The following is a 25,531-nucleotide window of genomic DNA, read 5'->3' as shown; positions in this document are numbered from 1 at the left end:
TTAAAATAAACCAGCAAAATATCTTGCTGGTTTTTTAATATTACTTTACAATAATATTAGTTAAGTTTATGGTCAATATGAATAAACTAGTATTAGGAAATTATTAAATTCTGTATATATGATGTTTAAGCAATAATGAGAAAGGCGGATGATAATTTAATGTCCAACTTTAATAAAGAAGAAACTCTGGAGAGAAAAAGGACAGAAACTGAAGCTTTTAAGATAAATGAAGAACTAATGGAGATGCTGCATGATGAATCATCAGGTTGTTATGTGCCATGGCAATTTGCAAATTATAAAGTTCATGCAGATACATTAAAGACAACCTATGATGAAGTAATTTTATGGGGAAAACAAGAAGCAATGATAAGGCCGGGCTGGCAAGTAAAGGGAAAAGGTGTAATTATACCTAATATATTTGCAAAAGTAAGTGGAGTTCATCGTGATGTAAAATTATATAGAGAACAAGTATCTGCTTTAGTAAAAGAAGAAAATACATTATTCTTTAAAAAGTTTCCTTTATATAAACAAAGACTTCCTAAAGATGTTAATAAAATTTATTCAAAGATGCTAAAAAAAAATGGGGAAATTGATAAAGGAAAGTTATTAACATCAGAGTATTGGAAATATAAAAGACTTAATTCGGCTCTTCAAGAGTCTATAGCAGATAAAATCATAGAGTTTTGTAAAATATCTTCTTTTTGGAAATATAAAACTTATAAAGTGAAGTTAAGGTTCTCTTTAATTAATAGAATAATCGAATTCTTCTATAGTCTTATATATAAAGAATCAAAAGACGAGGACATGATGAAAATATCTATCTTTGCAATACTGACCAACCTAGATGAAGAACTTTTAGATCTCCTGCAAAATTTTGATTATCCATTAAAGGTCCCTAAAATTATTATTTATAATAATAATGAAAGAAAAAGTCTTACTTTTGCTGATGCTGTTACTCTTATGTTCATGAACTCCATGGGAGTAGATATTATAATATTTAACCCCGGCGGTACTAGTGATATTGAAAATTATGTTAAGGAAGATTTTTATGATACCCATAGATTAGAAGAAATTCATCCGAATTTGCCTTACAGAAGGAATATTATTTATAGATTAGCTCGTAAGTAAATAGATTGTAATGAATACATTCTAGACGAAAGATTAATTATAGTAAAATATATGACCAGTGACTTGCTGGTCTTTTAAATTTTGCTGAAAATTGGCATATTAGAAATTGATTGTACTCAAAAAATAGTATTATAATAGATTAAGAACTTATAAAATAAGAATAAAGTTTGCAGAAGAAAGGCTGTTGATATACATGAATAAAGAACCAAAGGATACAAAAGTAATTGTTGGAATGTCAGGTGGAGTAGACTCATCAGTAACTGCGCTTTTACTTAAAGAGCAGGGTTACAACGTTATAGGAGTGTTCATGAAGAATTGGGAAGAAGATGATGAAGATGGAAATTGCACAGCTACAGAGGATTATGAAGATGTGGTTATGGTATGCAATCAAATAGGAATTCCTTATTACAGTGTAAACTTTACAAAAGAATATTGGGATAGAGTTTTCACATACTTTTTAGATGAATATAAGAGAGGAAGAACTCCAAATCCAGATGTAATGTGCAACAAAGAAATAAAGTTCAAGGCATTTTTAGACTATGCACTAAAAGCTGGAGCAGATTATATAGCAACAGGTCATTATGCACAGGTGGAATATAAAGATGGAGAATACAAATTAATAAAAGGAGTTGACAAGGGAAAGGATCAAACTTATTTTTTGTGTATGCTTGGACAAAAGGAGCTTTCTAAAACTATGTTTCCAATAGGTAACATAACCAAAAAGGAAGTAAGAGAAATAGCTGAAAGAGCTGGACTTGAAACTGCTAAAAAGAAGGATAGTACAGGTATTTGCTTTATAGGAGAGAGAAACTTTAATGAATTTTTAAGTAATTATTTGCCAGCTAAACCAGGGGAAATAAGAACTTTGGATGGAAAAGTCATAGGAAAACATAATGGACTTATGTATTATACTTTAGGACAGAGAAGAGGACTAGGAATTGGAGGCATAGGTACAGGAGAACCTTGGTTTGTTGCAGGCAAGGATCTAGAGAAAAATATTCTTTATGTAGTACAAGGAGAAAAACACCCAGCACTTTATTCTTACGGCTTGGAGGCTTCACAAGTTCATTGGGTAAGCGAAAAAGATAAACCTAGGACTTTCAAATGCAGTGCAAAGTTTAGATATAGACAAAAGGATCAAGGAGTAACAGTTATAGTAAATGATAAGGATAAATGTACAGTAGTTTTCGATGAACCTCAAAAAGCTGTAACTCCAGGGCAGGCTGTGGTCTTTTATGATGGAGAAGAATGCTTAGGTGGAGGTATTATTGATTATATATTTAAAGATGAAAACACGTTAAAAAATAAATTAAGTTAAATTAAGATTTATTAAAATTAGTGGACTTAAATTGTTCAAAAACCCCATGCATTTGCATGAGGTTTTTGAATAACTTAGGTTTTCTAATGGGGAGTGAAACAGAGAATCATGAAAAGTAAAATATTAATAATATTAGGTGCTTTATGTATGTTGATTGCTGTAGTTATTTTTGTTAGCAAAAATAACCATATCATAGGAAATAACAAAACAACCTATGGAAAAATATATTATGACAATAATAAGGTGAACTATGAGGGAGAAATGAAAAACGGAAAGCCTAATGGAAAAGGTAAGATATACTTAGAAAATGGGAAGCTCTACTATGATGGTGAAGTTAAGGATGGAAAGCCTAATGGAAAGGGTAAATCTTATTATGAAAATGGAAAATTAAATTATGATGGTGAATGGAAAGACGGATTATATCATGGAAAAGGTATCATATACTATGAGGACGGAAAGATAAATTATGAGGGCGAACTTGAAAACGGAAATGCAAATGGAAAAGGAAAGTATTATAATGCTAGTGGAGAGTTAGAGCTTGAAGGAACATTTAAACATAATGAACTTATAGAATAATAGAACAAGTTTAAAGTTTAATATAAGGATAAAAGCTGTATTTAGTGAAAAAATAAGTATATGTTACGGTATGAATAGACTTATAATAATTTTCAACAGGAGGATTAATACATGAAGACTATTTTTACTAAAGATGTAAATAGAGATGCAGTTTTAGAAACAAGTTTTATGATAATGAAAAAGGTTGGTACAGACGGAGATAATCTTATAGCATTTATAGGAGATAAGACTGGAGATTTAAAAGCATCTATATTAGATAGAGAAGGAACACTAGAAGTAGGAGATGTAATTTGGGTTAAAGGAGTATTTGACGACCTACTAATAGTAGAAGAATTTAGAAAAGAAGAAAAATATTATATAGAGGATTATCTTCCATGTGTAAAAAGACCTATAGATGATATTATGAATGAGCTAGAAATGATATCTAAGGAAGAATTTAAAAGCAAAGAAGCAATAGCTTTGAATGACTACTTCTTTAAAAATAAGGAGTTTGTTGAGAAGTTTAAAAAAGGTATAGGAGGATTAAGACAGCATCACAATTATAGAGGAGGACTTGCAGAACATACATTAAATGTGACTTATATGGCAAAAGTAATGGCATATAGATATGATTGCAGATATAAAGAAATTGCAATTCTTGCAGCAAAACTTCATGACATTGGAAAGATAGAAGAATACTATTGCGACGGACCTTTTTCAGTAACAATGCGTGGAGAGATGGAAGGCCACATAGTCATAGGAATGAGTATGATAGAAGAAGCCTTTAAAGCAGGAGGAAGTATATACAGCGATGATTTCAAACATAGATTAAGAGGATGTATAGTTCAACATCATGGAAAACCAGAGTTTGGTTCTCCAAAGACTACTAATACAGAGGAAGCTTATATAGTCCATTATGCTGACTATGTAGATGCAACAATGAACAAAGTAGCTTCAATTAAGGAAATTACAGCACCAGATACCTGGTCTGAATATGATAGGAGAATTGGAACTAGATTGTATATATAGAAATTAAAAAGTATATATAGCAATTAAAAAACTCATATATGTAAATATAAAAACTCTCCATGTTGGAATAACATTTTCAATAATGGAGAGTTTTATTTGTAAATACTAGCAAAATAAACATGATTTCTTTACTAAGTTCTATTCATTTCTCTCTTTAGTAGGGTCGCATTTAGGTTGAGTGACGCCAGAAACTTGAGAAAGTTTAGTTAAATAGTAACACTCTTCTCTATACATATGATCTATAAAAAGAGGAGTTAATGTTCCAAGAACCTCTTTATTTTTAATCAATTCTTCTAACTCTTTTAAAAAGCCTTTGAATAATGTCATTTCTTTTTCTACATCCATATTCAGCCTATTAAGAGCAGGAAACTCCATAACACCAGTTCTCATATATCCATATAATTCAGTAGCACGTATATGCATACTGTCAAAAGTTTCAACAAATCCATTACTTATTTCTTTTAGAGTTTTTTCAATCTTATCTAAACTATCACTGATAGCTCCAGCATGGCCTGCTGCATCAGGAAGCCATAGCAGATGATGATAAATAGGGTTTATAGAATATATCTCTTCCTGTGTTATAAAGCTAAGAATACGTAAATAATCCTCCTTTAACATAAATACAGTTTATTATATTAATAAATGGATAAAATATGATAAAGAATGTGATTACTAAAAGTCACTGGAGGTGTATTATATTTTGGATTCAAATACTCTAATGAAATTAGTGGTCTTAATAGTTCTTATAGCTTTATCAGCTTTTTTTTCAGCTTCAGAAACAGCTTTAACATCTTTGAGTAAGATAAGAATAAGACAAATGGTAGATGAAAATATTAGTAGAGCAAAAATTATAGAAAAGTTAATAGAGGATCCAGGAAAGATGTTAAGTTCTATACTTGTGGGAAATAATGTAGTAAATATAGCTTCATCTGCTTTAGCTACATCTATTGCTATAAATCAATTTGGGCAGAAAGGTGTAGGAATTGCTACAGCAATAATGACCATATTAGTATTAATTTTTGGAGAAATAACCCCTAAGTCTTTAGCAACAAGAAATCCGGAAAAGGTGTCTTTAGGAGTAGTAAAGTACATACAATTTCTTACAATAATGTTGAGTCCAATTGCCATAATATTCACTCACATAACAAATATGATTTTAAAATTATTCGGCATTAAAATTGATAAAGTGAAACATTTTATAACTGAAGAAGAACTAAAAACCATGCTTGACGTAAGTCATGAAGAAGGAGTGCTGGAAATTGAAGAGAGGAATATGATTAATAATGTATTTGAATTCGGGGATTCTCAAGTAAAAGATGTAATGGTTCCTAGAACAGATATGGTTGCAATAGAAGTAACTTCAACTTATGATGAAATAGTAAATATATTTAAAGAGGAACAATTTTCAAGAATACCAGTATACAAAGAAAGCATTGATAATATTATAGGAATATTGCATATAAAAAATTTAGCTTTTGTAGATAGAGAGGGATTTGATATATACAAAGTTATGAGAGAACCCTATTTTACATATGAATTTAAAAAAACAGCAGAATTATTTGATGAAATGAGGAAAAATAGAGAGTCTTTAACTATAGTATTAGATGAATATGGCGGTACTGCTGGTATAGTTACTATGGAAGATTTAGTTGAAGAAATAGTAGGTGAAATTGAAGACGAATATGATGAAGATGATATCGGAATACAGGTAATAAAAGAAGATGAGTACATAATTGATGGAAATGTAAAAATAGATGTAGTAAATGAGATGATAGGAACGGAAATAGAATCAGAAGACTTTGATTCCATTGGAGGCTTTGTTATAGGAGAAATGGGAAGATTTCCAGAAGAAGGAGAAGTCCTAGAAGTAGGGAATGTAAAATTTATCATAGAAGATATAGATAGAAATAGAATAAAAAAGATGAAAGTATTGACATGAAAAAGGAATTTTTGTGAAAAGAATTCCTTTTTTAATTGCAATAAAAAACTATTTAAGAAAGAATAAGGCTACAAGCTGCTAAACTACATAATTATAAACTATGGAGAAGATGAATTATCAATATATATGAATTTAATCTTAGTTTATAATTATCGAAATTTTATGATATAATTAATTTAAAATAAAAAATATAGGAGTGTGTTTTCATTGGATTCAGACAGTACGTGGCAGTTAATTATATTGCTTATTCTTTTATGTTCATCTGCTTTCTTTTCGGCATCAGAAACTGCACTGATGTCCTTGAGTAAAATAAGAATAAGACATATGGTAGATGAAAAAGTTAAAGGAGCTCAACTAGTAAGCAAATTAGTAGAAAATCCAGGTAAATTACTAAGTGCTATTCTTATAGGAAATAACGTAGTAAACATTGGAGCATCAGCTCTAGCAACTTCAATTGCAATAGATTATTTTGGAGAAAAAGGAGTAGGTATTGCTACAGCAATGATGACTATTCTAGTGTTAATTTTTGGTGAGATAACTCCAAAGTCTATTGCGGCTAGAAATTCTGAAAGCATTTCTTTAAAGGTTTCAGGGATAATCAATATAATTACAACCATATTAAATCCTATCACTATTATATTTAATTACTTGACAAATGGAATTGTTAGGTTGCTCGGCGGCAAGGTAGAAATGGGCAAGCCATATATAACCGAAGAAGAACTAAAAACTATGGTTGATGTGAGCCATGAAGAAGGAGTCTTAGAGGTTGAAGAAAAGCAGATGATATATAATGTTTTTGAGTTTGGAGACTCTCAAGTTAAAGACGTTATGGTTCCAAGAACTGATATGGTAGCAATTGAGGTAAGTTCAACTTATGAAGAAATTATGGATGTATTCAAAAGAGAGCAGTTTTCAAGATTGCCTATTTATAAAGAAACTACAGATAATATTATTGGTATTTTACACGTTAAAAGTTTAGTTTTCTTTGATAATTCGAAGGAAAAGTTTGATATAAACAAATATATGATTAAGCCTTACTTTACCTATGAATATAAGCCAACTACAGAGCTATTTGATGAAATGAGAAAAAACAGAGTTGCTATGACTGTGGTATTAGACGAGTATGGTGGTACTGCAGGAATTGTCACTATGGAAGATTTAGTTGAAGAAATAGTTGGAGATATAGAAGATGAATATGATAATGAGGAGCATGATGAAATTCAAGTTATAAAAGAAGACGAGTATATAGTTGATGGAAGTGCTAAGATAGAACTAGTTAATGAAATGATTGGAACAAACATAGAATCAGAAGACTTTGACTCTATAGGAGGCTATGTAATAGGAGAAATAGGGGGATTCCCTAAGAAAGGTGAAACAATAGAGTGTGGCAATATCAAGTTTATAATAGAAGATATAGATAAGAATAGAATTAAAAAATTAAAGATCTTAACTTTAAATGGAATATAAAAGGGGCGAAAGCCCTTTTTATTTACTTCTAATTTTGTTCTATAAAAATCTTATATGTAGTAACCTACGTTACATATATTTCCCTATCATAGTAGTATTATGTACATATAAACAGATTAAGGATTTGTTAGATTGGAGGACACGATATGGGAAATATATCAAACTTAAAAAGACAACATATTGAAATTAGAGAATTAGTAAATTTTATAAGTAATCTTATAAATAAGAATAATATTGAAAATGATGCTAGTGAAATAGCCAAAAACATAAATATTTTATCAGGAAAAGTAAAAATTCATTTGGATTCAGAGGACAAATTTTTGTATCCAGGTCTATTGAAAGAAGGTAACGAAAAAATAAAAAATATAGCATCTACTTATATTAATGAAATGGGAAATATAGCTTTGGTGTTCAATGATTATAAGAATAGATTTAATACTAAAACCAAAATATTAAGTGATATAGATGGGTTTAAGAAGGAAACTCATGAAGTATTTAAAGTACTATTAAATAGGCTCGAAAAGGAAGACAAAGAGCTATATCCACTAATATTAGTTTAACGTTTTCTACAATGCAAATTTCATATTCTAGTTCAATATTAAAAACATTATTCATATTTATATAATTTTATCAAATGAAATATTTCTAAGTGGAGGCGCCGTAGGCGACTCCATTTCTCCACTTAAGAAAATTGTCGTGTATTTTTCTTTAAAATATTGTAAAGCACAGTAGCACATATCTCTACTGAAAATTCAATATCTTTAAACACCTTTCCATCCTTATTTAAATAATCCATATGCTTTTTATTTATAAAATTAATTAAATCCTCGCTTGAATTTATGAGAGAGTCTTCAGCGAAAGTTAAAAATGTATAAGATAGTTTTTCTATATTAATTTTTCTTAAAACATAAGCTAATATATTTTCGTATATAAAATGGATAGGTGTAAAATCATATTTTTTATTATTATGAGGGTAGCAAAAATAATCTATAAGGTAGTGAGCAACTATGCCTAGTTCCATGGAAAATTTTTTTAAATCCTTTCTTGTTTTGGGAAAAGGTTCACTTTCCAATAGACTTATTCTATTACATATCGTATGAAAAGATTTATTTTTATAATGAGATATCCTTATAAGGCTTGGAGTAAAGTCAGGTTTAACACATCCATATACAAAACTATTTAAATCTAATTTGATATTAAGATTTTTTAAAAAACTCTTATATAGAGATTTTGCTATATAAAAGTGGCTTAAAGGTAACAAATAAATTCACTTACTTTCTTTTATATTCTTGCTATGTTATTATGTGTTTTGTTAAGAAAATTTATAATAATATAAATTAAATTCTATTAATGAATAAAAAAGTACTGTGGGATAAAAATGTTAATAAAAAATATAATTGAATAAATAGTTTTAATATGATTAAGTATAAAAAAGAAAGTATTAAGGTGAATTTAATAAAGGAGTTATATGGAGGTGATATTATAGTGAAAAGGGGGAATTTAGTAAGGATAGTTATAGCTTTTGCTGCATTAATATTCGTTTATTTTGAGGCAAAGGAAAAGTTTAAAAACTATGATATAAATCAGGCTATATACTTACTATCTGGCCTAAGCATAAGCAAAATAATAGTTTTGTTTGTTCTAGGATTAATGGCTGTAAGTAGCATGACCTTATATGATTACTTTTTAATTAAACATCTTAAATACAGATTTTCTCTTTTTAAGATTTGGAAGATATCTTGGATAGCTAATACTTTTAACAATTTTTTAAGTTTTGCAGGAATGACTGGAGCAGCAATAAGAACATTGCTTTATAAAAAGAATAATATATCTTCAAAAGAAGCGGTATATGCCAGCGTGATTTTAGCTCCTTCAACAGTAATAGGGATTTCTGCAGCTTCATGGCTCATTATTTTCAATATATTAAAAGGAAAAGCTATATTAATGAAATATAAGATTTTATGGATTGGAGTAATATGGTTTGCAATATATCTTCCTATATATTTTCTTCTATATAAATGGGAATGGTTAAATAAAAAAGTTATGGCTAGAATAAATCGATGCAATAGGGATACAATGGAATTAAGAAATAAATTAATAGCATCATCCCTTATAGAATGGATATCTGTAGGATTATTATTCTTTTTTATATGCATAACTTTTAATAAAAAAATCACAATTTTTGAAGCCATAGGAATCCTATCCATATCAGCTATAGCTGGAATAATGAGCTTTATACCAGGAGGAATTGGATCCTATGACTTAATATGCATTTTAGGATTGCAAACTATTGGAGCTTCCTTTGAAAGTGCTGCAGCTATATTAGTAACTTTTAGAGTTTGCTATTATATAGTTCCTTGGCTTATAGGAGTAGTTTTGGGCATAAGTGAAATTGTTATAAATGAACATTAAGGATTTCTATATATCATAAAATATATTATTATACAATAAATTAGGAGGTATTAAAAAATGGGGAAAGTTTCAAAAACTTTAATTGCTATAATAGCTGTAATTTTAATATTAATTGTACCAATAATAAGCGGTTATAACAAAATAATAAGCTTAGAACAGAAGGTAGAGACAGTAGAAGCAAACATAGATACAGAGCTTCAAAGAAGAAATGATTTAATTCCTAATCTTGTTAACACAGTTAAGGGCTATGCCTCACAAGAAAGCGAAGTTATCGGAAATGTAGTGGAGGCAAGAGCAAAGCTTGGAGGGGCTAAAACTGTAGAAGATAGAGCTAATGCAGATGCTGAACTTTCATCAGCTTTATCTAGACTTCTTGTAGTTGTTGAAAGATATCCAGAACTAAAGTCAAATCAAAACTTCAGAGATTTAACTGTTGCTCTAGAGGGAACTGAAAATAGAATTAAAATAGCAAGACAGGACTACAATAATGCAGTAAGTGAATACAATACCACAATAAGAAGATTTCCAAATAGTATAGTTGCGAGAATTTTTGGATTTGACGAAAAACAATACTACAAAGCAGCAGAAGGAGCAAAGGAAGTACCGAAGGTAGATTTCACTAAGTAAGGATTAGTAAATACATGGTAAGGTAGTTAATAAAAAGGGGGTGAATTTATGAAATGTTCTAAGAAAATAATAAGGTTTTTGCTCCCCTTATTGATAATCATATTAAGTATTGTTATTCCTTTTAGTTGTGCTAAAGGGGAGGTAAAGTTTCCTGCCCCTACAAATTTAAAATATATAAATGATTACGCTGGTGTATTAGATATGGACACAAAAGAATATTTGGTGTCCGTAGGTAATGAGCTCGAAAATAAGACAGGAGCGCAAGCTGTAATTGTAATTATAGACTCTTTAGAAGGAAATGATGAATCAAGTTATGGAAATGAATTATTTAGAACTTGGGGAATTGGTCAAAAAGATAAGAACAATGGACTTTTAATTTTGCTTTCCATCAATGAGAAGAGATGGAGAGTAGAGGTAGGAAAGGGACTTGAGGGAGCCATTCCAGATATTCTTAGCAATAGAATAATGGAAAATATAGCGGTTCCAGAGTTTAAAAATGACAATTATGGAGAAGGATTAAAAAAAGCATATTCTATATTTGCAGACATTATAGCAAAAGAATATGGAGTAACCTTAGAAAAAAATGAAAGAATAGAATATGATTACAATATACAGGAAGGAAGAGGAACTCCTATCCCTATATTTTTTATAATAGGACTGTTTTTAATAGATATGATATTGAATAGAGGAAGGGTATTTAGATTTTTATTAAACATTATATTTTGGAACTCCTTCTTTGGCGGAGGACGAGGCGGTAGAGGAAACCGTGGAGGTCATGGAGGCTTTGGAGGAGGAAGTTTTGGTGGAAAAGGCGGCTTTGGCGGCTTCGGTGGTGGAGACAGCGGAGGCGGCGGCTCATCAGGAGGATGGTAATTAAAAAAGTTTAGAATGGAAAGTGGAGAAATAAAGAATATGCTGAATTAAGAAAAGCTTAATTCAGCATATTAGTAATTAAAAGTGTACTCTAACTAACCAGAATTTAATTTTTTTATCACTCCAGCCAAGGTCCCAAGGTACTCTGTATCTATCTGTATTGTGGCAGTTTACTAAGGAGTAGCCGCGGGAATCAGCTCCGGTTACAACAGATATATGAGTTACTTTGCCTTTTTTCTCATAGGCTACAAAATCACCAGGGAGAAGTTTATAAGAAGCTTTATATACTTGGTTGTAAGTTCCATAAGCAATTACAGAGGCCCTGCCGCTGTTTATCATATAGTCTTTAAATCCTTGGGCATTGAGCCAAGCTCTAGTTCCATTACCTTTAGAATAGTTCCAAATCCTGTTCTTTTTAAAATTTGCACCTTCAAATAGGATTTGAGAAGCGAAATTTGCACAATCTCCCCCCTGTGGATTGAAGTTTTTATAGTTTGTATTATATTTAAAACCATACTTTTCTTCACTGGCAGTTCCACAGTATCTATCAGCATACTCAACAGCAGATATTCTTCTCTTATTTATTGCCGAAAGATCTCGGGCAGGTTGTGACAATATGTATTGTTTTATATCTGCAGCCTTTATGTTGTCTAAATTTAAAGAGTCTGCAAAAGGATCTGTATACCATTCACGGGTTATATACCAGTTATTATCTTTGTTTTCCAAGGTCAATGAGTGAGAGGTTCCAATTCTGAATTTGTTAATCTTATCTGTGTCTTCACCTATAGGATTTTCATTTTCATACACATACATATATTCTGTAGTACAAAATAGGTTAACAGAATAAACACCTTCTCCTCCTTTAATTTTTCGTACCCTTACTTTAGGATTTACTCCTATAAATTTTACTCCCTGTTTCTCAGACCAGTTGTTAAGGTATTTTAGTTTTTTTATCTCATGTTCGTATGCCCAACTGCCATACTTTGTCTTTAAATTGTATATTTTTTTTATAGATTCTTTATCTCCATTAAGTATTGCAGTGTTTCTTATTTCAAAGATTTCTTCAATTTTTTTAGTGACTTCATCATCATTGTTATCCGTATTAACTACAGGGGCGTTATGGAGAAATAAAAAATATACTCCAAAAGATAAAAAGGTAATAATTAAAAGAGTTAAAATAAGCTTTGATTTTTTAATTACAACAAACATAACAATTTCTACCTCGCTATTACTATATAAAAATTTATATGAATAACAATAAAAATATAGAATATTTAATTAAAATAATTTTATACAACAAAATAATTTTATATAACTAATGTGTACAAAAGGACTATAGAAAAAATTTACATACAATAATATATATGATATAATTATAATTATTAACAAAAAAATAAATTAAAATATAAGGAGGGATGCTATGTCTAAACAGCAAATCAAAGACTTAGAAGCCCTTGATAAAGAAATTGAACTTTTGAGGGAAGTATTAAATAAAGCTGTTATAGACAGCGATGCCTCCCCAGAGTATGTATTGACGATAAGCCAAAGGTTAGACAAGCTTATAACTCAGTACTATAAAGGGCAAATTATATAAATATATTAAAATAATATTGCTTGTTAGTTGTTTGATAATAATTGCTATTTAGTATCACCTATCAAAGCACTCCATCATATATTAAACTAGTATGAATTTGGAGGTGTGGCTTTTGATTATACATGTTGTAAGAGCAGGTGATACAATATACAACATTGGCAGAAGGTATGGAGTTTCCGCGGATAAAATAATTTCAGATAACGAAATAGAAAATCCCGAAAGGCTAGTAATAGGTCAAAGTTTAGTAATACTGGGAGAGAACATAAGACATATCGTAAGAAGAGGGGAATCGCTTTATACCATAGCTAGAAGATATGGAACTACTGTGCAAAGCATATTAGATGCTAATCCTGAAATAACAGATCCATCATCAATTTCTATAGGGCAAATAATAAATATCCCACCTACGAGAAGGCTTGGAACCATTGAGGTAGATGGTTACGCTTTTCCAAATATAGATATGGAAACTTTAAGAAAAACTCTTCCTTACTTGACTTATTTAAGCATATTCAGCCATGAGGTAAGACCAGATGGCAGTCTATCTTCAATAAATGACACTCCTTTAATAAGTGCAGCAAGAGCAGCAAATGTAGCGCCCCTTTTAGTTATTACCAATATAGAAGAAGGAGGTAGCTTTAGCAGCGATTTAGCAAGAACTATATTTAATAGTACCGAGCTTCAAGATACATTAATAAATAATGCTATAGAAATGCTAAGAAGTAAGAACTACTATGGGCTAGATATAGACTTTGAGTACATCTATCCAGAAGATAGAGAAAAATATAATGACTTTTTAAGAAGGGTTACAAGCAGATTAAAACCTTTAGGATATCAAGTAACCACAGCTTTAGCACCCAAAATAGCAGCAAATCAGCCAGGCTTGCTTTATGAAGGGCACGATTATCCAGTTCATGGAGCCTTAGCTGATCATGTAATACTTATGACTTATGAATGGGGATATACCTATGGTCCACCTCTTGCAGTAGCTCCTATAAATGAAGTTAGAAGAGTTCTTAACTATGCTGTAACAGCAATACCAAGGGATAAAATATTTATGGGAATACCTAATTATGGCTATGATTGGACTCTTCCATATAGGAGAGGAACAGCAGCCAGAACCATATCTAATACAGGAGCTGTGGATTTAGCAGCAAGAACAGGAGCGGTAATACAATATGATGAAGAGGCTCAAGCACCATTCTTTAACTATTATGACTCTGATGGAAGACGCCATGTAGTGTGGTTTGAGGACGCAAGGAGCATAGAAGTTAAACTAAGGCTTGCTCAGCAGTTTAGAATTAGAGGAGTTAGCTATTGGACAATAGGAAGATGGTTCCCTCAAAACTGGCTTGTATTAAATGCACTTTTCAATGTTACAAAAGTGATATAGAAAATGTATTTTAAAAGTTTAGACGCTTCGCTTAGTAAATTAAAATTTACAAGCGAAGCGTTTTAAATGATAAATTAGTGCAAATTTTTTATTAAAATATGGTAAAATAATAATAAGTCATTTACAAGAGATGACAAAGACAACAAACAATGAAAGTAGGAGATGGACGTGAGTATTAGAGGAAAACAAATTATACTACCTTTAGTGATGTTGATTCTATTAGTAATTGGTATAAAAATAGATGCTAGAGCAGCAGATAACCTAGAGGTAGGAAAAGATAAGGTTTGGAAGATAACTTTCAATAAAAAAATACGATATGATGATGAAGCAGTTGATTCTATAAAAGTATTAGACAAGAAAGGTGAGAAGGTAAGAGTAAGACTGGAATTTGCAAAGGATGAAAAGACTATTTTAGTAAAGCCACCAATCAGAGGATATACTGAAGGTGAAAAGTATACTTTAATTGTGGAAAGAAACATTTATTCAAAGCTTAATACAAGGTTAAAAAATAAAAAAGAAATCAGCTTTACAATAAGAAATGATGGCCCTTTTAAGGATATGCAGATTTTAAATCCTGAAGATAGTATAAATGCTGAAGGAAATAAAAAGTATGTATTTAACAGGGTGGATAAGTTAATAGGATTAGAAGATAAAAATATAAAAGAAAGCGGATGGAATTACACTGTATATAAGATGGCTAATATAGATGCTTCATATGTTATTATTTCTAATAAGGAAAATGCTGAAGAGATAAAGCTTCCAGTAAAGCTTAAGGGCTGGTTTGGAGTTTATATAGGGTATTCAAGTGATACAGAAGGTTTTAGAGTAAAGCATAATGAAAAAGAAGAAACTATTATACCATATGAAAAAGACTCAAACAACAAGGCAAAATATATAAATGAAAGCTTTGCCTTTGCAGATAATTTTGACGGAGATAGCATAAGTATAGTTCCAATAAGTGGGAAAAAGGCAGAAATAACCTATATAAAGGTAGTAGCCCTAAACAATGAACAGGTTAAGCTATATAATAAAGAGAATGAATATACTACATATTCGAGAGTAATATATGATAATGATGGATACACAGATTTCTTTTGGGGAAAGTATCCAGATGTATCTAGCTTGAAGCAATTTCCTGTAAACTTGTATTCTAAGACAGGGGCTAAGGAGATAAATTGGACATTAGGTACTACAGGACTCTTAACCTATAACAGTAAATATGCTGGAATACCTTTTAAGGATTTTTATAAATATGAATCCTTTGTTAGACATGGAGATATTTTGGCAAAAAAGCAGATTATAAATATATTAATTTCAGGTCAATCTCCTTTAGAGATAGTAACTAAAAAAGCTAATGAAATGGGGATTAAGACAAGTGCATCCTTAAGAATGGCAGCCTTTTATTCATCAAATTCTACAAAATTCTTAAATGGAGCTTTATTTGATAATTATGGGGATTGCCTTCAGAGCAATGGAAAGTCATTAAGCTATTATTATCCTAAATTTAGAGAATACATATTAAATGTGTTAAAAGAAGTTTCTGTGACAGAAAACTTATATGGAATAACCTTAGACTTTTGTAGATACCCTAATGTTATGGGAGATGAAGCATCTCATGAAGAAAAAATATATATAATGACATCATTTATTAGAGAGGTTAGAAGAGAAATTCCAGATAAGAAAATAACAGTAAGATTTCCATATCTAAATCCTGAATCCTATGGATTAGACATAGAAGCTTGGGTAAAAGAAGGATTGGTTGACAGAATTGTGCCATCTGTTATAAGTTATGAAGACTTTTTTAACTTTGATAGATATGTAGAGATGGTGAAGGGCACTAATGTAGAACTTTACCTAGGAGTTACAGCTAATCTTAAAGGACAAGATTTAACTCCTGAAACAGAAAAATTAATGAAGGAAGGAAAATATATTCCAAACAATGAATATGTGTCCGCAGAAGAATATCTATTTAGAGCACATGAGGCCTATGAAAAAGGAGTAAAAGGACTTTTCCTATTTAACACCTTAAACGATATGGATCTTACGGAAGAGGTATATCCTAAATATAAATTAATAGGAAACAAAGTTAAAGTAGATAAGTGGTATGAGTTTGAATATCCAGCCTATCTTGTAAATTATAAGGTGGATTGGATAATATAAAAATTGTATATGGAGTAGTAAATAGGGAAAAAGTGGCTGCGGTTTTGAGCTATAAAAAACCACAGCCACTTTCTATATAAAAATTATTCGCTTACTGTAGATTCTTCTTTTATAAGACCTTTTCTATAAGCAATCAAAAGCATTTCAAGTTCCTTAATTTGCTTTTTTATTTCCCTTCCTATATCTGTGTCTGCAACTCTTTTTCGAGAGAGAGAATGTTCAAGTATTACGGTAGAGGATACAATATCTTTTTCTTCTTTAATAGCTTTTTCTATAGAACCAAATGGTTCATGAGAGCTGAGCAAAAGACCATAAGAATTATAAATTAAAGTATAACCTGCAATTCCTGTTTCAGGTTGATATGCTCGGCAAAAGCCTCCATCTATAACTAAAAGTTTTCCATTGGCTTTAATTGGATTCTCTCCACTTTTAGTTTTTACAGGAACATGTCCGTTTATTATGTGAGAAGTATTTGGATCTAGGTTAAATTCTTTTAAAATATTAATAACTATTTCTTCATTATCTCTATATTTATAGTAAGGATTTTTTCTTTCTACATGAGTTTTCTTATCATCTATAAAATATCTTTCAAAAGTAGTCATTTTGTGTTTTCCAAATTCAGGAGAATCCGGGCCGCACCATAAATACCACATCATATCCATGGCATATTCCTTTGCTTTAGAGCCCTCCTTAAAGAAATAAGCTTCCCTTGCAAGATGATCAAATTTATCTAATAATGCCTTACCCTTATATTTAACTCCAGAAATGGTTACTTCTTTAAAGGAACCATCTTCATTAAGAGGAATGCACCCATGAAATAAAAGATTAGAATTATAAATCAAATACATACTTCCTTTAGTATATAAAAAACGAATATGGCGTTGAAGCTTTTCGCTGTGAATAAAGGAATGTTTTAATTTTTTTATAAGCTCTTCCTCTTGAGGAGTTAGTTTATAAGGATCTTTAGGGTTAATTGTTGGAAAGTGTTTATCATTAAGAGTATAAGTTTTTCCATTCAAATTAATTGTGCCTTTTTCATAATCTATTTTATCCAGCAAAAGCTGATCGTTCATTAAAAATTCAGGATGCTTCTTAATAATCTGTCCTTCAAGCTTGAACTGTATAATAGCTATAGCCTTGTGCATTTTTGAGATTAAAGCAATCTCTCTTTCGCTTAATTTTTTATCAATAATCCTAGGCATAAAGCTTTTGCAAGCATCATCATCATAAAATTCTGTTGAAAATGTAGCAAGAGGAAGCTGATTTATTCCATAACCGTCCTCTATGGTGTATAGGTTAGCATATCTTAATGCTATTCTAAGCACATTGCATATACAAGCTTCAGAACCAGCAGCAGCTCCCATCCATAGAATATCGTGATTTCCCCATTGTATATCTACAGAATGGTGTTTTATCAAAGCTTCCATAATTATTTCAGGCCCTGGACCTCTATCATAAATATCTCCCACAATGTGAAGCCTGTCTACGACAAGTCTTTGAATAACTTTGGAAATAGCTATAATAAATTCAGCGGCTCTATCGATATCTATTATAGTAGAAATAATTCCATTATAATATTCATGTTTGTTTATAGTGCCATCATGTTCATGAAGCAGCTCCTCAATTACGTAAGCAAAATCCGGTGGAAGAGCTTTTCTAACCTTGGAGCGGGTATACTTTGAAGAAACCACTCTGCAAAGCTCGATAAGTCTATAAAGATTTATCTTATACCAGTCCTCTAAATCTTCCTCAGTGTTTTTTATAAGCTCGATTTTTTGCTCTGGATAATATATAAGTGTAGCCAAAGCAGCCTTTTCACTTTCTCTTAGAGAATTGCCAAAGACATCATCAATTTTGCGCTTTATAACTCCAGAAGCATTTTTAAGGACGTGAGTAAAAGATTCATGCTCTCCATGCACATCGCTTATAAAATGCTCTGTACTCTTAGGCAAATTCAAAATAGCCTGCAAATTTACAATCTCAGTACTAGCAGAAGATATGCTTGGATACTGCTTTGCAAGTAGCTGCAAATATCTTAAATCATTTTTTATCATATCTAAGTTGTTTTCATCACAGAAGGTCATTATTATCCCCCTTTTATTTCTCCACTTAATAAAATGCCAGGTATTTTTATTATATTATACCATATATTATTATTCATATTAAATAAAAATGCTACAATATTTCTCTTAAAAGCATAAAAAGTATACAATAATTAAAGAAAAGTGCGTTTTATTGAAGTTACACTATATAAATTTATTCTATCATGAAAAATATAATTCCACATCAAGTAAATTTTTAAGGTGATTTTTCAAATATTGAAGAAATTGCATTGTATGATTACAATATGAATTATAATATGTTTTAAATCTTTACTCAGCATAAAGTAACTAGTAAGCATCACATAGAAAATGAGGAGGATGAATATTTTGAATGAAACCATACTAATAATTGAAGATGAAGAAAGAATGAGAAAGCTTTTAAGAGATTATTTTAAAGATAGTGGATTTAATATATTGGAATGTGACAATGGAATAAAGGCTTTGGATTTATTTAAAAATAATAGAGTTGATTTAGTTATACTGGATATAATGATACCTTATATGGATGGATGGACAGTTTGTAATAAAATAAGAGAAGTTTCAGATATACCTATAATAATGCTTACAGCAAAGAGTGAGGAGGAAGACAAACTTCTAGGGTATGAGCTTGGAGCTGATGATTATGTGACAAAACCTTTTAGTCCTAAGGTTTTAGTGGCTAAAGCAAAGGCACTTTTAAAAAGGAGCAATGGAAAAAATAAGTTGGAAAATGAAACAAAAAAATTCAATGGACTTGAAATTAATCCTCTTTCTCATGAAGTAAAAATAGATGGTGAGGAAATACAACTTTCTCCTAAAGAATATGATTTATTATTATTTTTTGCTAAAAATGAAGGAATATCCTTAAGCAGAGATGTAATTTTAGATAAAGTATGGGGGTTTGATTACTATGGGGGTCTTAGAACCGTTGACACTCATGTAAAGAGACTGAGAGAAAAATTAAAGCATAAAGCTGACTATATAGTTACTGTAAGGGGAAGTGGGTATAAATTCGAGGTGAAAGAATGAAAAAAAGCATTGTTTTAAAGTTATTTGTAATAACCGTAGTTTTTTTTACAGCTTTTATAACTATAGAGATGTTATTTCAATCTATATTTTTCCAAAACTTTTATATAGATAGAAAGACTAAAAATCTAAAGAATAATCTTGAAAACTTTGAAAAAAGCTACGTAGAGAATATTGGTAATATGGAAAAAAACCTCAGTAATATAAAGGATTTTGAAGATGATAATAATGCAAAAATAGTTATATTAGAGAGCAATGGACTTTTAAGTTATATAACAGATTCACAAGATAAGATTAAGGATTCAAACAGAGTCAGTATAATAAAAAAAGTAGTAGAAGAATGGACATCTAATCCTAGAGCCTTTATAGATATGCAGATGAAAGGTGAGACTGTAACTTATATATTTAATGATCCCCGTTATAATATTAAAAACATAGTAGCTATTGCTCCAGTATCTTTTAATAATATTCCTGTAAAGGTAATATTTGCAGTATCTTCTCTCCAGCCAGTGGATGAAGCTGTAAAAGTAATGAAGGAACTTTACATATATGTATATATAGCTGCTGTAATTATCATTTTAATACTTGCGTTTATATATTCCAAGATGATTGCAAAGCCGTTAGTAGAACTTAATAATGCAGCTTTAAAGATGGCAAAGCTTGATTTTACGGAAAAATGCGAAGTAACTACAGAAGATGAGATAGGAAACTTAGGCAAAACCCTGAACTTTTTAGCTAAAAATTTAAGTGATGCTCTATCCTCTTTGAAAGAATCCAATAAACAGCTTCGACGAGATATTGAAAAAGAAAAAGAACTTGAAAACATGAGAAAAGAATTCGTAGCAGCAGTATCTCATGAATTAAAAACTCCCATAAGTTTAATTGAAGGATATGCTGAAGGCATAAAAGACAACATTGTACAGGGAGAAGACAGGGATTACTATTTAGATGTAATAATAGATGAAGCCAAAAAGATGGCAAATATGGTATCGGATATGTTGGAGCTTTCAAAACTTGAATCAGGAAACTTCAAAATAGAAATGAATGAATTTTATCTGGATATGACAATAAATGAAACCATAAAAAGATTAGAAAAAATAAAAGGAGATAAAGACACAGACAGAACTTTTACTATTGTAAGCTCCGTGGATAAAAATTTAGAAGTTCTAGGTGATGAGGACAGAATTGAAGAGGTAATAACTAATTTTCTTACCAATGCCATAAGGCATGTTAAAGATAAGGGTAATATATATGTAAGAACTCTAACTAAAGATGATAAGATTTTTGTTGAAATTGAAAATGAAGGAGAGCAAATAAGAGAAGAAGATATGAAAAAGATATGGGACAGATTTTATAAAATAGACAAATCCAGAAATAGGAGCCTAGGAGGCACAGGACTTGGTCTTAGTATAGTCAAACACATTCTACAGCTTCACAACAGCGATTTTGGAGTAGAAAACACAGAAAATGGAGTGAAGTTTTACTTCTCACTATATAAGAAAAATGCGCAGAATTTTTCTTATATGTAAGTATCTAATCAATTCACTGAAATTTTTATAATAGGTAAAGTGGAGGCGCCTATAGGCACCTCCACTTATAAACATTTTATTTCGTAAAATATTTATATAATGTTTTTATTCAGAAAGTGTAAGCGTGATTTTTTTGGTTTTTCCATCTCTAATTACTTGTATTTCTACTTTATCTCCAGAATTGTGTTTTTGTTTTAGAGCGTTCATTTCTTCAACGGTTTTAACGGTTTTGCCGTCAAACTTTGTAATAACGTCTCCAGGGAGTAAGCCAGCTTTTTCAGCAGGACTGAATTCTTCTACTTGGTGAATATAGATTCCAATAGGAAGATTATTTCTTTTAGCAATATTTTGGGTTATATTAGAGGCACTAATACCAATCTTTAAAAGAGGCTTTATAAGTTTTTCAATTTGAGGCTTAACAGTATTTATAGGAATTGCAAAGCCAAGTCCTTCTATTTGACTTCCGCCGATTTTAGCTGTGTTTATTCCAATTACTTGACCATAGGTATTAACCAAAGCACCACCACTATTACCAGGATTTATAGCAGCATCGGTTTGAATGTACTTCTGAGTTTGGCCATCAACAGTTACCTCTCTATTAACTGCACTTATAACTCCAGCAGTTACTGTTCCTAAAAACTGCTTTCCAAGAGGATTACCTATTGCTATAGCAGGTTCTCCAACCTCAATGCTGTCAGAATCTCCAAACTCAGCTACAGCAGGGATCTCCACATCTTCAGTTAGCTTTATAACAGCAAGATCCAAAGAAGAATCATAGTTAACAACTTTAGCAGGTATTTCCTTGCCCTCTTTTCCATTATTAAAGATAACAGTTATCTGTTTTGCTCCGTTTATTACATGATAATTGGTTAATATATATCCATCCTCATTAAATATGATTCCAGATCCCATGCCTTCTTGAGTCTCAGGAAGTCCAAACATATCTATAGAAGTTATACTCTTAGTAGAAACCCCTACAACAGCAGGCCCTACTTGTTTTGCAATATTTGCCACAGAAAGAGGTACTGAGCTAGAACTAGTCTTAACCGTATTGTTATTTGTTTTTTCGGAATTAGATTGAACAGTACTTGGTGAAGATATACCTTTATTATTAAAGTACTTTATAGTAGCAATTGAAGAAGCCACACCTCCTAAAGAAGTGCATAAAACTCCAACTATTAAATAAGAAAAAAATTTTTTTCCCATGCCTTTTTTGGGCTTATTCTTCTTGATGTTATCAGAGCTATAAGAAATATCTTCACCTTCCTTCCAAGATTTTACCTCTACAAAATCATTTTTATTAAAATCATCATTAAAGTTACTCATAAACAATTCCCTCCTGATATATATAAACAAACTTTACAATTTCCTTTGATTTAATTATATATTATCTCTCTTTTGTTACAATTTAATGACAAAGCACTAAAAAAACTGCAAAATGCAGTTTTTTAGTGCTTCAGCTTCCTACACTCTCTAAGCTTTCTAAACTGCCTTTTTCTCCACTGTGCCTACAGGTGCTTCCACTCTTTATTTAATAAGGCGTTTATTTCTCCTCCAATTAAAATAATGACTGATGTCAAAAAGAGCCATACCATAAGCACAATTACAGCCCCTATGCTGCCGTATAGTCTGGAGTAGTTAGCAAAATTATCTACATAAAAAGTAAATCCCATTGATGATAGTATCCATCCTATGGTGGCAAAGACTGATCCAGGCAGTACATCCCAGAAGGTGAGCCTTTTGCATGGAGTAAATTTGTAGAGCAGGGCGAAAATAAAAGTCATAATTATTAGAGTTAAAAAGTATCTTAAAAAGTTCCATATAAAATGAAACCTTATAGAAAGAGAAAACCAAGCACTGAGTTTATATCCTATTATATTTCCAAGCACAAGAATAAAAAGAGAAAGTATTATCAAAAAAGTAAGTGCAAATGTGCATAAAATAGCTATGAGATGAAGCTTCCAAAAAGGTCTGCACTCCTCCTCTTCATAAGCCTTGTTAAGAGCCTTAATAACAGCATTAAAGCCATTAGAAGCCACCCATATTGTAACTATAAAGCTAAAAGATAATAGATTGCTTTTTTTAAAATCAAATATTTCAATTACAGTAGTATAAATTAGACTATAAGTATTATAAGGAAGAATATTTTTTAAACTTATGAGAACATCTTGGCTTCTCACAGAGCTGTATGCTGCTATAGTAAACAAAAAAATTAAAAAGGGAAAAAAGGACAATAAAAGGCTATATGCAAGTTGAGAAGCTAAGGCAAAAATATCATCTCTTATAAGTTTATGTATGAGTTTAAGAAAAATATTTCTATCTTCCTGTTTATACAAAGCCACAACTCCTTTTTAATACATGGTTTAAATGAATACTTACATATGAAGTATTTTTTGTAATTACTAATATTAATATTCTTTAGAAGAAAATTTAAAACTTTAGTATAAGAAAAATAGACAGAAATAGAAAGCATAGTATTTGCATTAGAAAAATAATAGATTTGTTGGAATAAGTTAAAAATAAAGTCATATATTATATAGAATAGTTCACAGAAGGTAATATGAATATTTTAGAAGATAGGAAATATATTATAAGAAATGTATAATTCATAATAAGCTTTTATTAAAAAGTAGACTTTTAGGAATATAGTTCCATAATACAAAAAATATACTATATTATATTGCATTTTGTGGTAAAATAGTTTAAAATCAATTCGATAAGGCAAAATTTATGAAAAAAAATATTAAATTTATTCGAACTTTTTATTAAATTCATTCGTAAATATAGTTGTAGATGGATATAATCCCATATTAATCAATTTAAAATGGAAAAATAATTAATATTATAGTAACAATTACCATAAACAATTTCTTTGTTAATAGTTGATAAATGGGACAAAAACCTATATAATAAAAAATATATTAATGATAGTAACAAATCCTACATATACATTTACATGAATATATTAGTAAAATGATAATGCTTTATTAATATAAAAAAGGAAATGTAACATCCTTATAGAATATTTAAGTTAGGTTCTAAAAGATTGTAATATCAAGGAAATATAATTTACTTATATTTATATTTCCCGATTTTACATATATTATTCAACACAAAGTTAATAATTATAAAAATTTAAAAAATAAACTATCAAAATGGGAGGGAACACAAGTGATTAAAAGAAAGATGAGTTTACTTCTTGCTGCAGTAGTAGTTGCTACAGGAGTAGGAACAGTTACACCAGCATTTGCTGAAACAACTGCACAAAACTTACCAAGCATTTATCGTGCAGTACCATCAATATCAATGGCTGAAGAAGGGGATGATTTTACATTCGCTGTTACAGCTAAAGATTACCAAGGACAAGTTCAATACAGAATTTGGGTTCAAAACCTTGAAACAAAAGAATGGTCTGAATTAACAAATGGATATTCAGAAGCTGTTGAAGCTGGTCAACCATTTATGCCACAAGCTGCTGCTAAGTTAAAAGCTGGAAAATATAAGGCTTCTATCTGGGTAAAGAGAGCAGGACAAAAGGGTGCTAAGGAAAACAAAAATGGAGACTATGACAACTACTTCACAAAGAATTTCTCAATCCAAAAAGATGGATATTTCGCTAATAGAGTAAATTTAGATAATGTAGAAATAAAAGATAGCTACACAGTTAACGAATTTGCAAAGATTGTTGGACAAGACAACTATAAAATTCATGTTTTAAATTCAAAGGGTGAATGGAAATACGATCCAGATGGATATGAAACTGCTGAAGATTCTTCAGATGATATTAAATTCGTAGAACCAGGTGTTTATATGATAGACGTTTGGGGAATGAATGATAACCCAACAGATGCTGTTAAGAAACAAGGATATGATGGATTTAAATTAAAGATCGTTACAGTAACTGAAGCACCAGTTGATGAAATCCCAACATTTGAAGTAATAACAGCAGATACTAATGCAATTCCAATGCAAACATTAGTACAAATCAAATTAGATACTACAACTCCAGAAAACTATGAAGTTAAAGTTGCTGGAACAGCATTAGAACTTAGAACAAACAAAGATGGAGAAAAAGTATTCATCGGAGTTGTTAACAAGACTCTAACAAAAGACCAAGTTATAGAAAATACAGAAGTTACTAAAATTGGAGATGAAGATAAAGAAATACCAGCACATGAAATAGTAACAGTAGATACTAATGCAATTCCAATGCAAACATTAGTACAAATTAAGTTAGATACTACAACTCCAGAAAAGTACACAGTAGAAGTTGCTGGAACAGCATTAGAACTTAGAACAAACAAAGATGGAGAAAAAGTATTCATCGGAGTTGTTAACAAGACTTTAACACAAGAGCAAGTTGAAGCACAATTAGTAATAAAATAATTGAAATCATAAAGATT

General features: G+C 30.5%; 22 protein-coding genes. 16 read left to right on the top strand and 6 right to left on the bottom strand.

From position 1 onward, the window contains the following. Positions 1-159: 159 nt before the first annotated feature. The 4 genes from CPAL_RS01100 to CPAL_RS01085 all read left to right on the top strand — a co-directional run bounded on the left by CPAL_RS01100 (position 160) and on the right by CPAL_RS01085 (position 4,030). Positions 160-1,128, top strand: coding sequence for a YceG family protein (locus CPAL_RS01100; protein WP_061858992.1), 969 nt, complete (start codon positions 160-162; stop codon positions 1,126-1,128). Positions 1,129-1,321: 193 nt separating this feature from the next. Then, the gene (mnmA, locus tag CPAL_RS01095) at positions 1,322-2,446 is read left to right on the top strand and encodes a tRNA 2-thiouridine(34) synthase MnmA (RefSeq protein ID WP_106023918.1); all 1,125 of its coding nucleotides are present in this window, start codon (positions 1,322-1,324) and stop codon (positions 2,444-2,446) included. Positions 2,447-2,554: 108 nt separating this feature from the next. Beyond that, on the top strand, positions 2,555-3,022 hold the full coding sequence (locus tag CPAL_RS01090) for an MORN repeat-containing protein (protein ID WP_106023917.1): 468 nt from the start codon (positions 2,555-2,557) through the stop codon (positions 3,020-3,022). A gap of 111 nt (positions 3,023-3,133) precedes the next feature. Continuing rightward, positions 3,134-4,030, top strand: coding sequence for an HD domain-containing protein (locus tag CPAL_RS01085; RefSeq protein ID WP_061858994.1), 897 nt, complete (start codon positions 3,134-3,136; stop codon positions 4,028-4,030). Positions 4,031-4,168: 138 nt separating this feature from the next. Here the strand turns inward: CPAL_RS01085 and CPAL_RS01080 are convergent, their stop codons facing one another. Then, the gene (locus CPAL_RS01080; RefSeq protein ID WP_061858995.1) at positions 4,169-4,648 is read right to left on the bottom strand and encodes a DUF2935 domain-containing protein; all 480 of its coding nucleotides are present in this window, start codon (positions 4,646-4,648) and stop codon (positions 4,169-4,171) included. An 82-nt stretch (positions 4,649-4,730) separates the two neighbouring features. Between CPAL_RS01080 and CPAL_RS01075 the strand changes: the two genes are divergently transcribed. The 3 genes from CPAL_RS01075 (at position 4,731) to CPAL_RS01065 (ending at position 7,996) form a co-directional block, all read left to right on the top strand. After that, complete coding sequence (locus CPAL_RS01075) at positions 4,731-5,969, top strand: HlyC/CorC family transporter (protein WP_061858996.1); 1,239 nt, start codon at positions 4,731-4,733, stop codon at positions 5,967-5,969. A gap of 207 nt (positions 5,970-6,176) precedes the next feature. Further along, on the top strand, positions 6,177-7,436 hold the full coding sequence (locus CPAL_RS01070) for an HlyC/CorC family transporter (RefSeq protein WP_082787900.1): 1,260 nt from the start codon (positions 6,177-6,179) through the stop codon (positions 7,434-7,436). 146 nt (positions 7,437-7,582) lie between these two features. Next, the gene (locus tag CPAL_RS01065; protein ID WP_106023916.1) at positions 7,583-7,996 is read left to right on the top strand and encodes a hemerythrin domain-containing protein; all 414 of its coding nucleotides are present in this window, start codon (positions 7,583-7,585) and stop codon (positions 7,994-7,996) included. A 122-nt stretch (positions 7,997-8,118) separates the two neighbouring features. Here CPAL_RS01065 and CPAL_RS01060 read toward each other — a convergent pair whose 3' ends face one another. Next, complete coding sequence (locus tag CPAL_RS01060; RefSeq protein ID WP_165815331.1) at positions 8,119-8,697, bottom strand: zinc dependent phospholipase C family protein; 579 nt, start codon at positions 8,695-8,697, stop codon at positions 8,119-8,121. A 224-nt stretch (positions 8,698-8,921) separates the two neighbouring features. Between CPAL_RS01060 and CPAL_RS01055 the strand changes: the two genes are divergently transcribed. The 3 genes from CPAL_RS01055 to CPAL_RS01045 are packed head-to-tail and all read left to right on the top strand — an operon-like array spanning position 8,922 to position 11,348. Next, positions 8,922-9,848, top strand: coding sequence for a lysylphosphatidylglycerol synthase domain-containing protein (locus CPAL_RS01055; protein ID WP_165815332.1), 927 nt, complete (start codon positions 8,922-8,924; stop codon positions 9,846-9,848). Between the two features lie 57 nt (positions 9,849-9,905). Next, positions 9,906-10,475, top strand: a complete 570-nt coding sequence (locus tag CPAL_RS01050) for a LemA family protein (protein WP_061859001.1) — start codon at positions 9,906-9,908, stop codon at positions 10,473-10,475. 48 nt (positions 10,476-10,523) lie between these two features. Then, complete coding sequence (locus tag CPAL_RS01045) at positions 10,524-11,348, top strand: TPM domain-containing protein (protein ID WP_061859002.1); 825 nt, start codon at positions 10,524-10,526, stop codon at positions 11,346-11,348. Between the two features lie 78 nt (positions 11,349-11,426). Here the strand turns inward: CPAL_RS01045 and CPAL_RS01040 are convergent, their stop codons facing one another. Beyond that, positions 11,427-12,557 carry an amidase domain-containing protein gene (locus CPAL_RS01040; protein ID WP_106023913.1) on the bottom strand — a complete coding sequence of 377 codons (1,131 nt, stop codon included), beginning with the start codon at positions 12,555-12,557 and terminating at the stop codon, positions 11,427-11,429. Positions 12,558-12,768: 211 nt separating this feature from the next. On the opposite strand from CPAL_RS01040, the gene CPAL_RS01035 reads away from it, so the two are divergent. From CPAL_RS01035 to CPAL_RS01025, 3 genes are all read left to right on the top strand, one after another. Next, positions 12,769-12,942 carry an aspartyl-phosphate phosphatase Spo0E family protein gene (locus tag CPAL_RS01035; RefSeq protein ID WP_106023912.1) on the top strand — a complete coding sequence of 58 codons (174 nt, stop codon included), beginning with the start codon at positions 12,769-12,771 and terminating at the stop codon, positions 12,940-12,942. 112 nt (positions 12,943-13,054) lie between these two features. Next, entirely contained in the window at positions 13,055-14,332 is a 1,278-nt protein-coding gene (locus CPAL_RS01030) for a glycoside hydrolase family 18 protein (RefSeq protein ID WP_106023911.1), read from the top strand. 168 nt (positions 14,333-14,500) lie between these two features. Then, positions 14,501-16,492, top strand: coding sequence for a glycoside hydrolase family protein (locus tag CPAL_RS01025; RefSeq protein ID WP_242976271.1), 1,992 nt, complete (start codon positions 14,501-14,503; stop codon positions 16,490-16,492). A gap of 83 nt (positions 16,493-16,575) precedes the next feature. On the opposite strand, the gene CPAL_RS01020 is transcribed toward CPAL_RS01025, so the two are convergent. Beyond that, entirely contained in the window at positions 16,576-18,576 is a 2,001-nt protein-coding gene (locus CPAL_RS01020) for a fructose-bisphosphatase class III (protein ID WP_061859006.1), read from the bottom strand. Between the two features lie 345 nt (positions 18,577-18,921). On the opposite strand from CPAL_RS01020, the gene CPAL_RS01015 reads away from it, so the two are divergent. Both CPAL_RS01015 and CPAL_RS01010 read left to right on the top strand, forming a co-directional pair. Then, positions 18,922-19,602 (top strand): response regulator transcription factor, encoded by a 681-nt coding sequence (locus CPAL_RS01015; protein ID WP_061859007.1) that lies wholly within the window; start codon positions 18,922-18,924, stop codon positions 19,600-19,602. Continuing rightward, on the top strand, positions 19,599-21,128 hold the full coding sequence (locus CPAL_RS01010; RefSeq protein ID WP_061859008.1) for an ATP-binding protein: 1,530 nt from the start codon (positions 19,599-19,601) through the stop codon (positions 21,126-21,128). The genes CPAL_RS01015 and CPAL_RS01010 overlap by 4 nt, the downstream gene beginning before the upstream one ends. Positions 21,129-21,233: 105 nt before the next feature. On the opposite strand, the gene CPAL_RS01005 is transcribed toward CPAL_RS01010, so the two are convergent. Beyond that, the gene (locus tag CPAL_RS01005; RefSeq protein WP_106023908.1) at positions 21,234-22,454 is read right to left on the bottom strand and encodes a S1C family serine protease; all 1,221 of its coding nucleotides are present in this window, start codon (positions 22,452-22,454) and stop codon (positions 21,234-21,236) included. 182 nt (positions 22,455-22,636) lie between these two features. Beyond that, positions 22,637-23,464 carry a YihY/virulence factor BrkB family protein gene (locus CPAL_RS01000; protein WP_061859010.1) on the bottom strand — a complete coding sequence of 276 codons (828 nt, stop codon included), beginning with the start codon at positions 23,462-23,464 and terminating at the stop codon, positions 22,637-22,639. An 835-nt stretch (positions 23,465-24,299) separates the two neighbouring features. On the opposite strand from CPAL_RS01000, the gene CPAL_RS00995 reads away from it, so the two are divergent. Further along, the gene (locus CPAL_RS00995) at positions 24,300-25,514 is read left to right on the top strand and encodes a hypothetical protein (RefSeq protein WP_106023907.1); all 1,215 of its coding nucleotides are present in this window, start codon (positions 24,300-24,302) and stop codon (positions 25,512-25,514) included. The last annotated feature ends 17 nt before the right edge of the window (positions 25,515-25,531 follow it).

The organism is Clostridium thermopalmarium DSM 5974 (assembly GCF_002995795.1).
Taxonomy (GTDB): Bacteria; Bacillota; Clostridia; order Clostridiales; family Clostridiaceae; genus Clostridium_H; species Clostridium_H thermopalmarium.
Note: the sequence above shows the minus strand (reverse complement) of the source record. Positions and strands in the feature narration are given on the sequence as shown.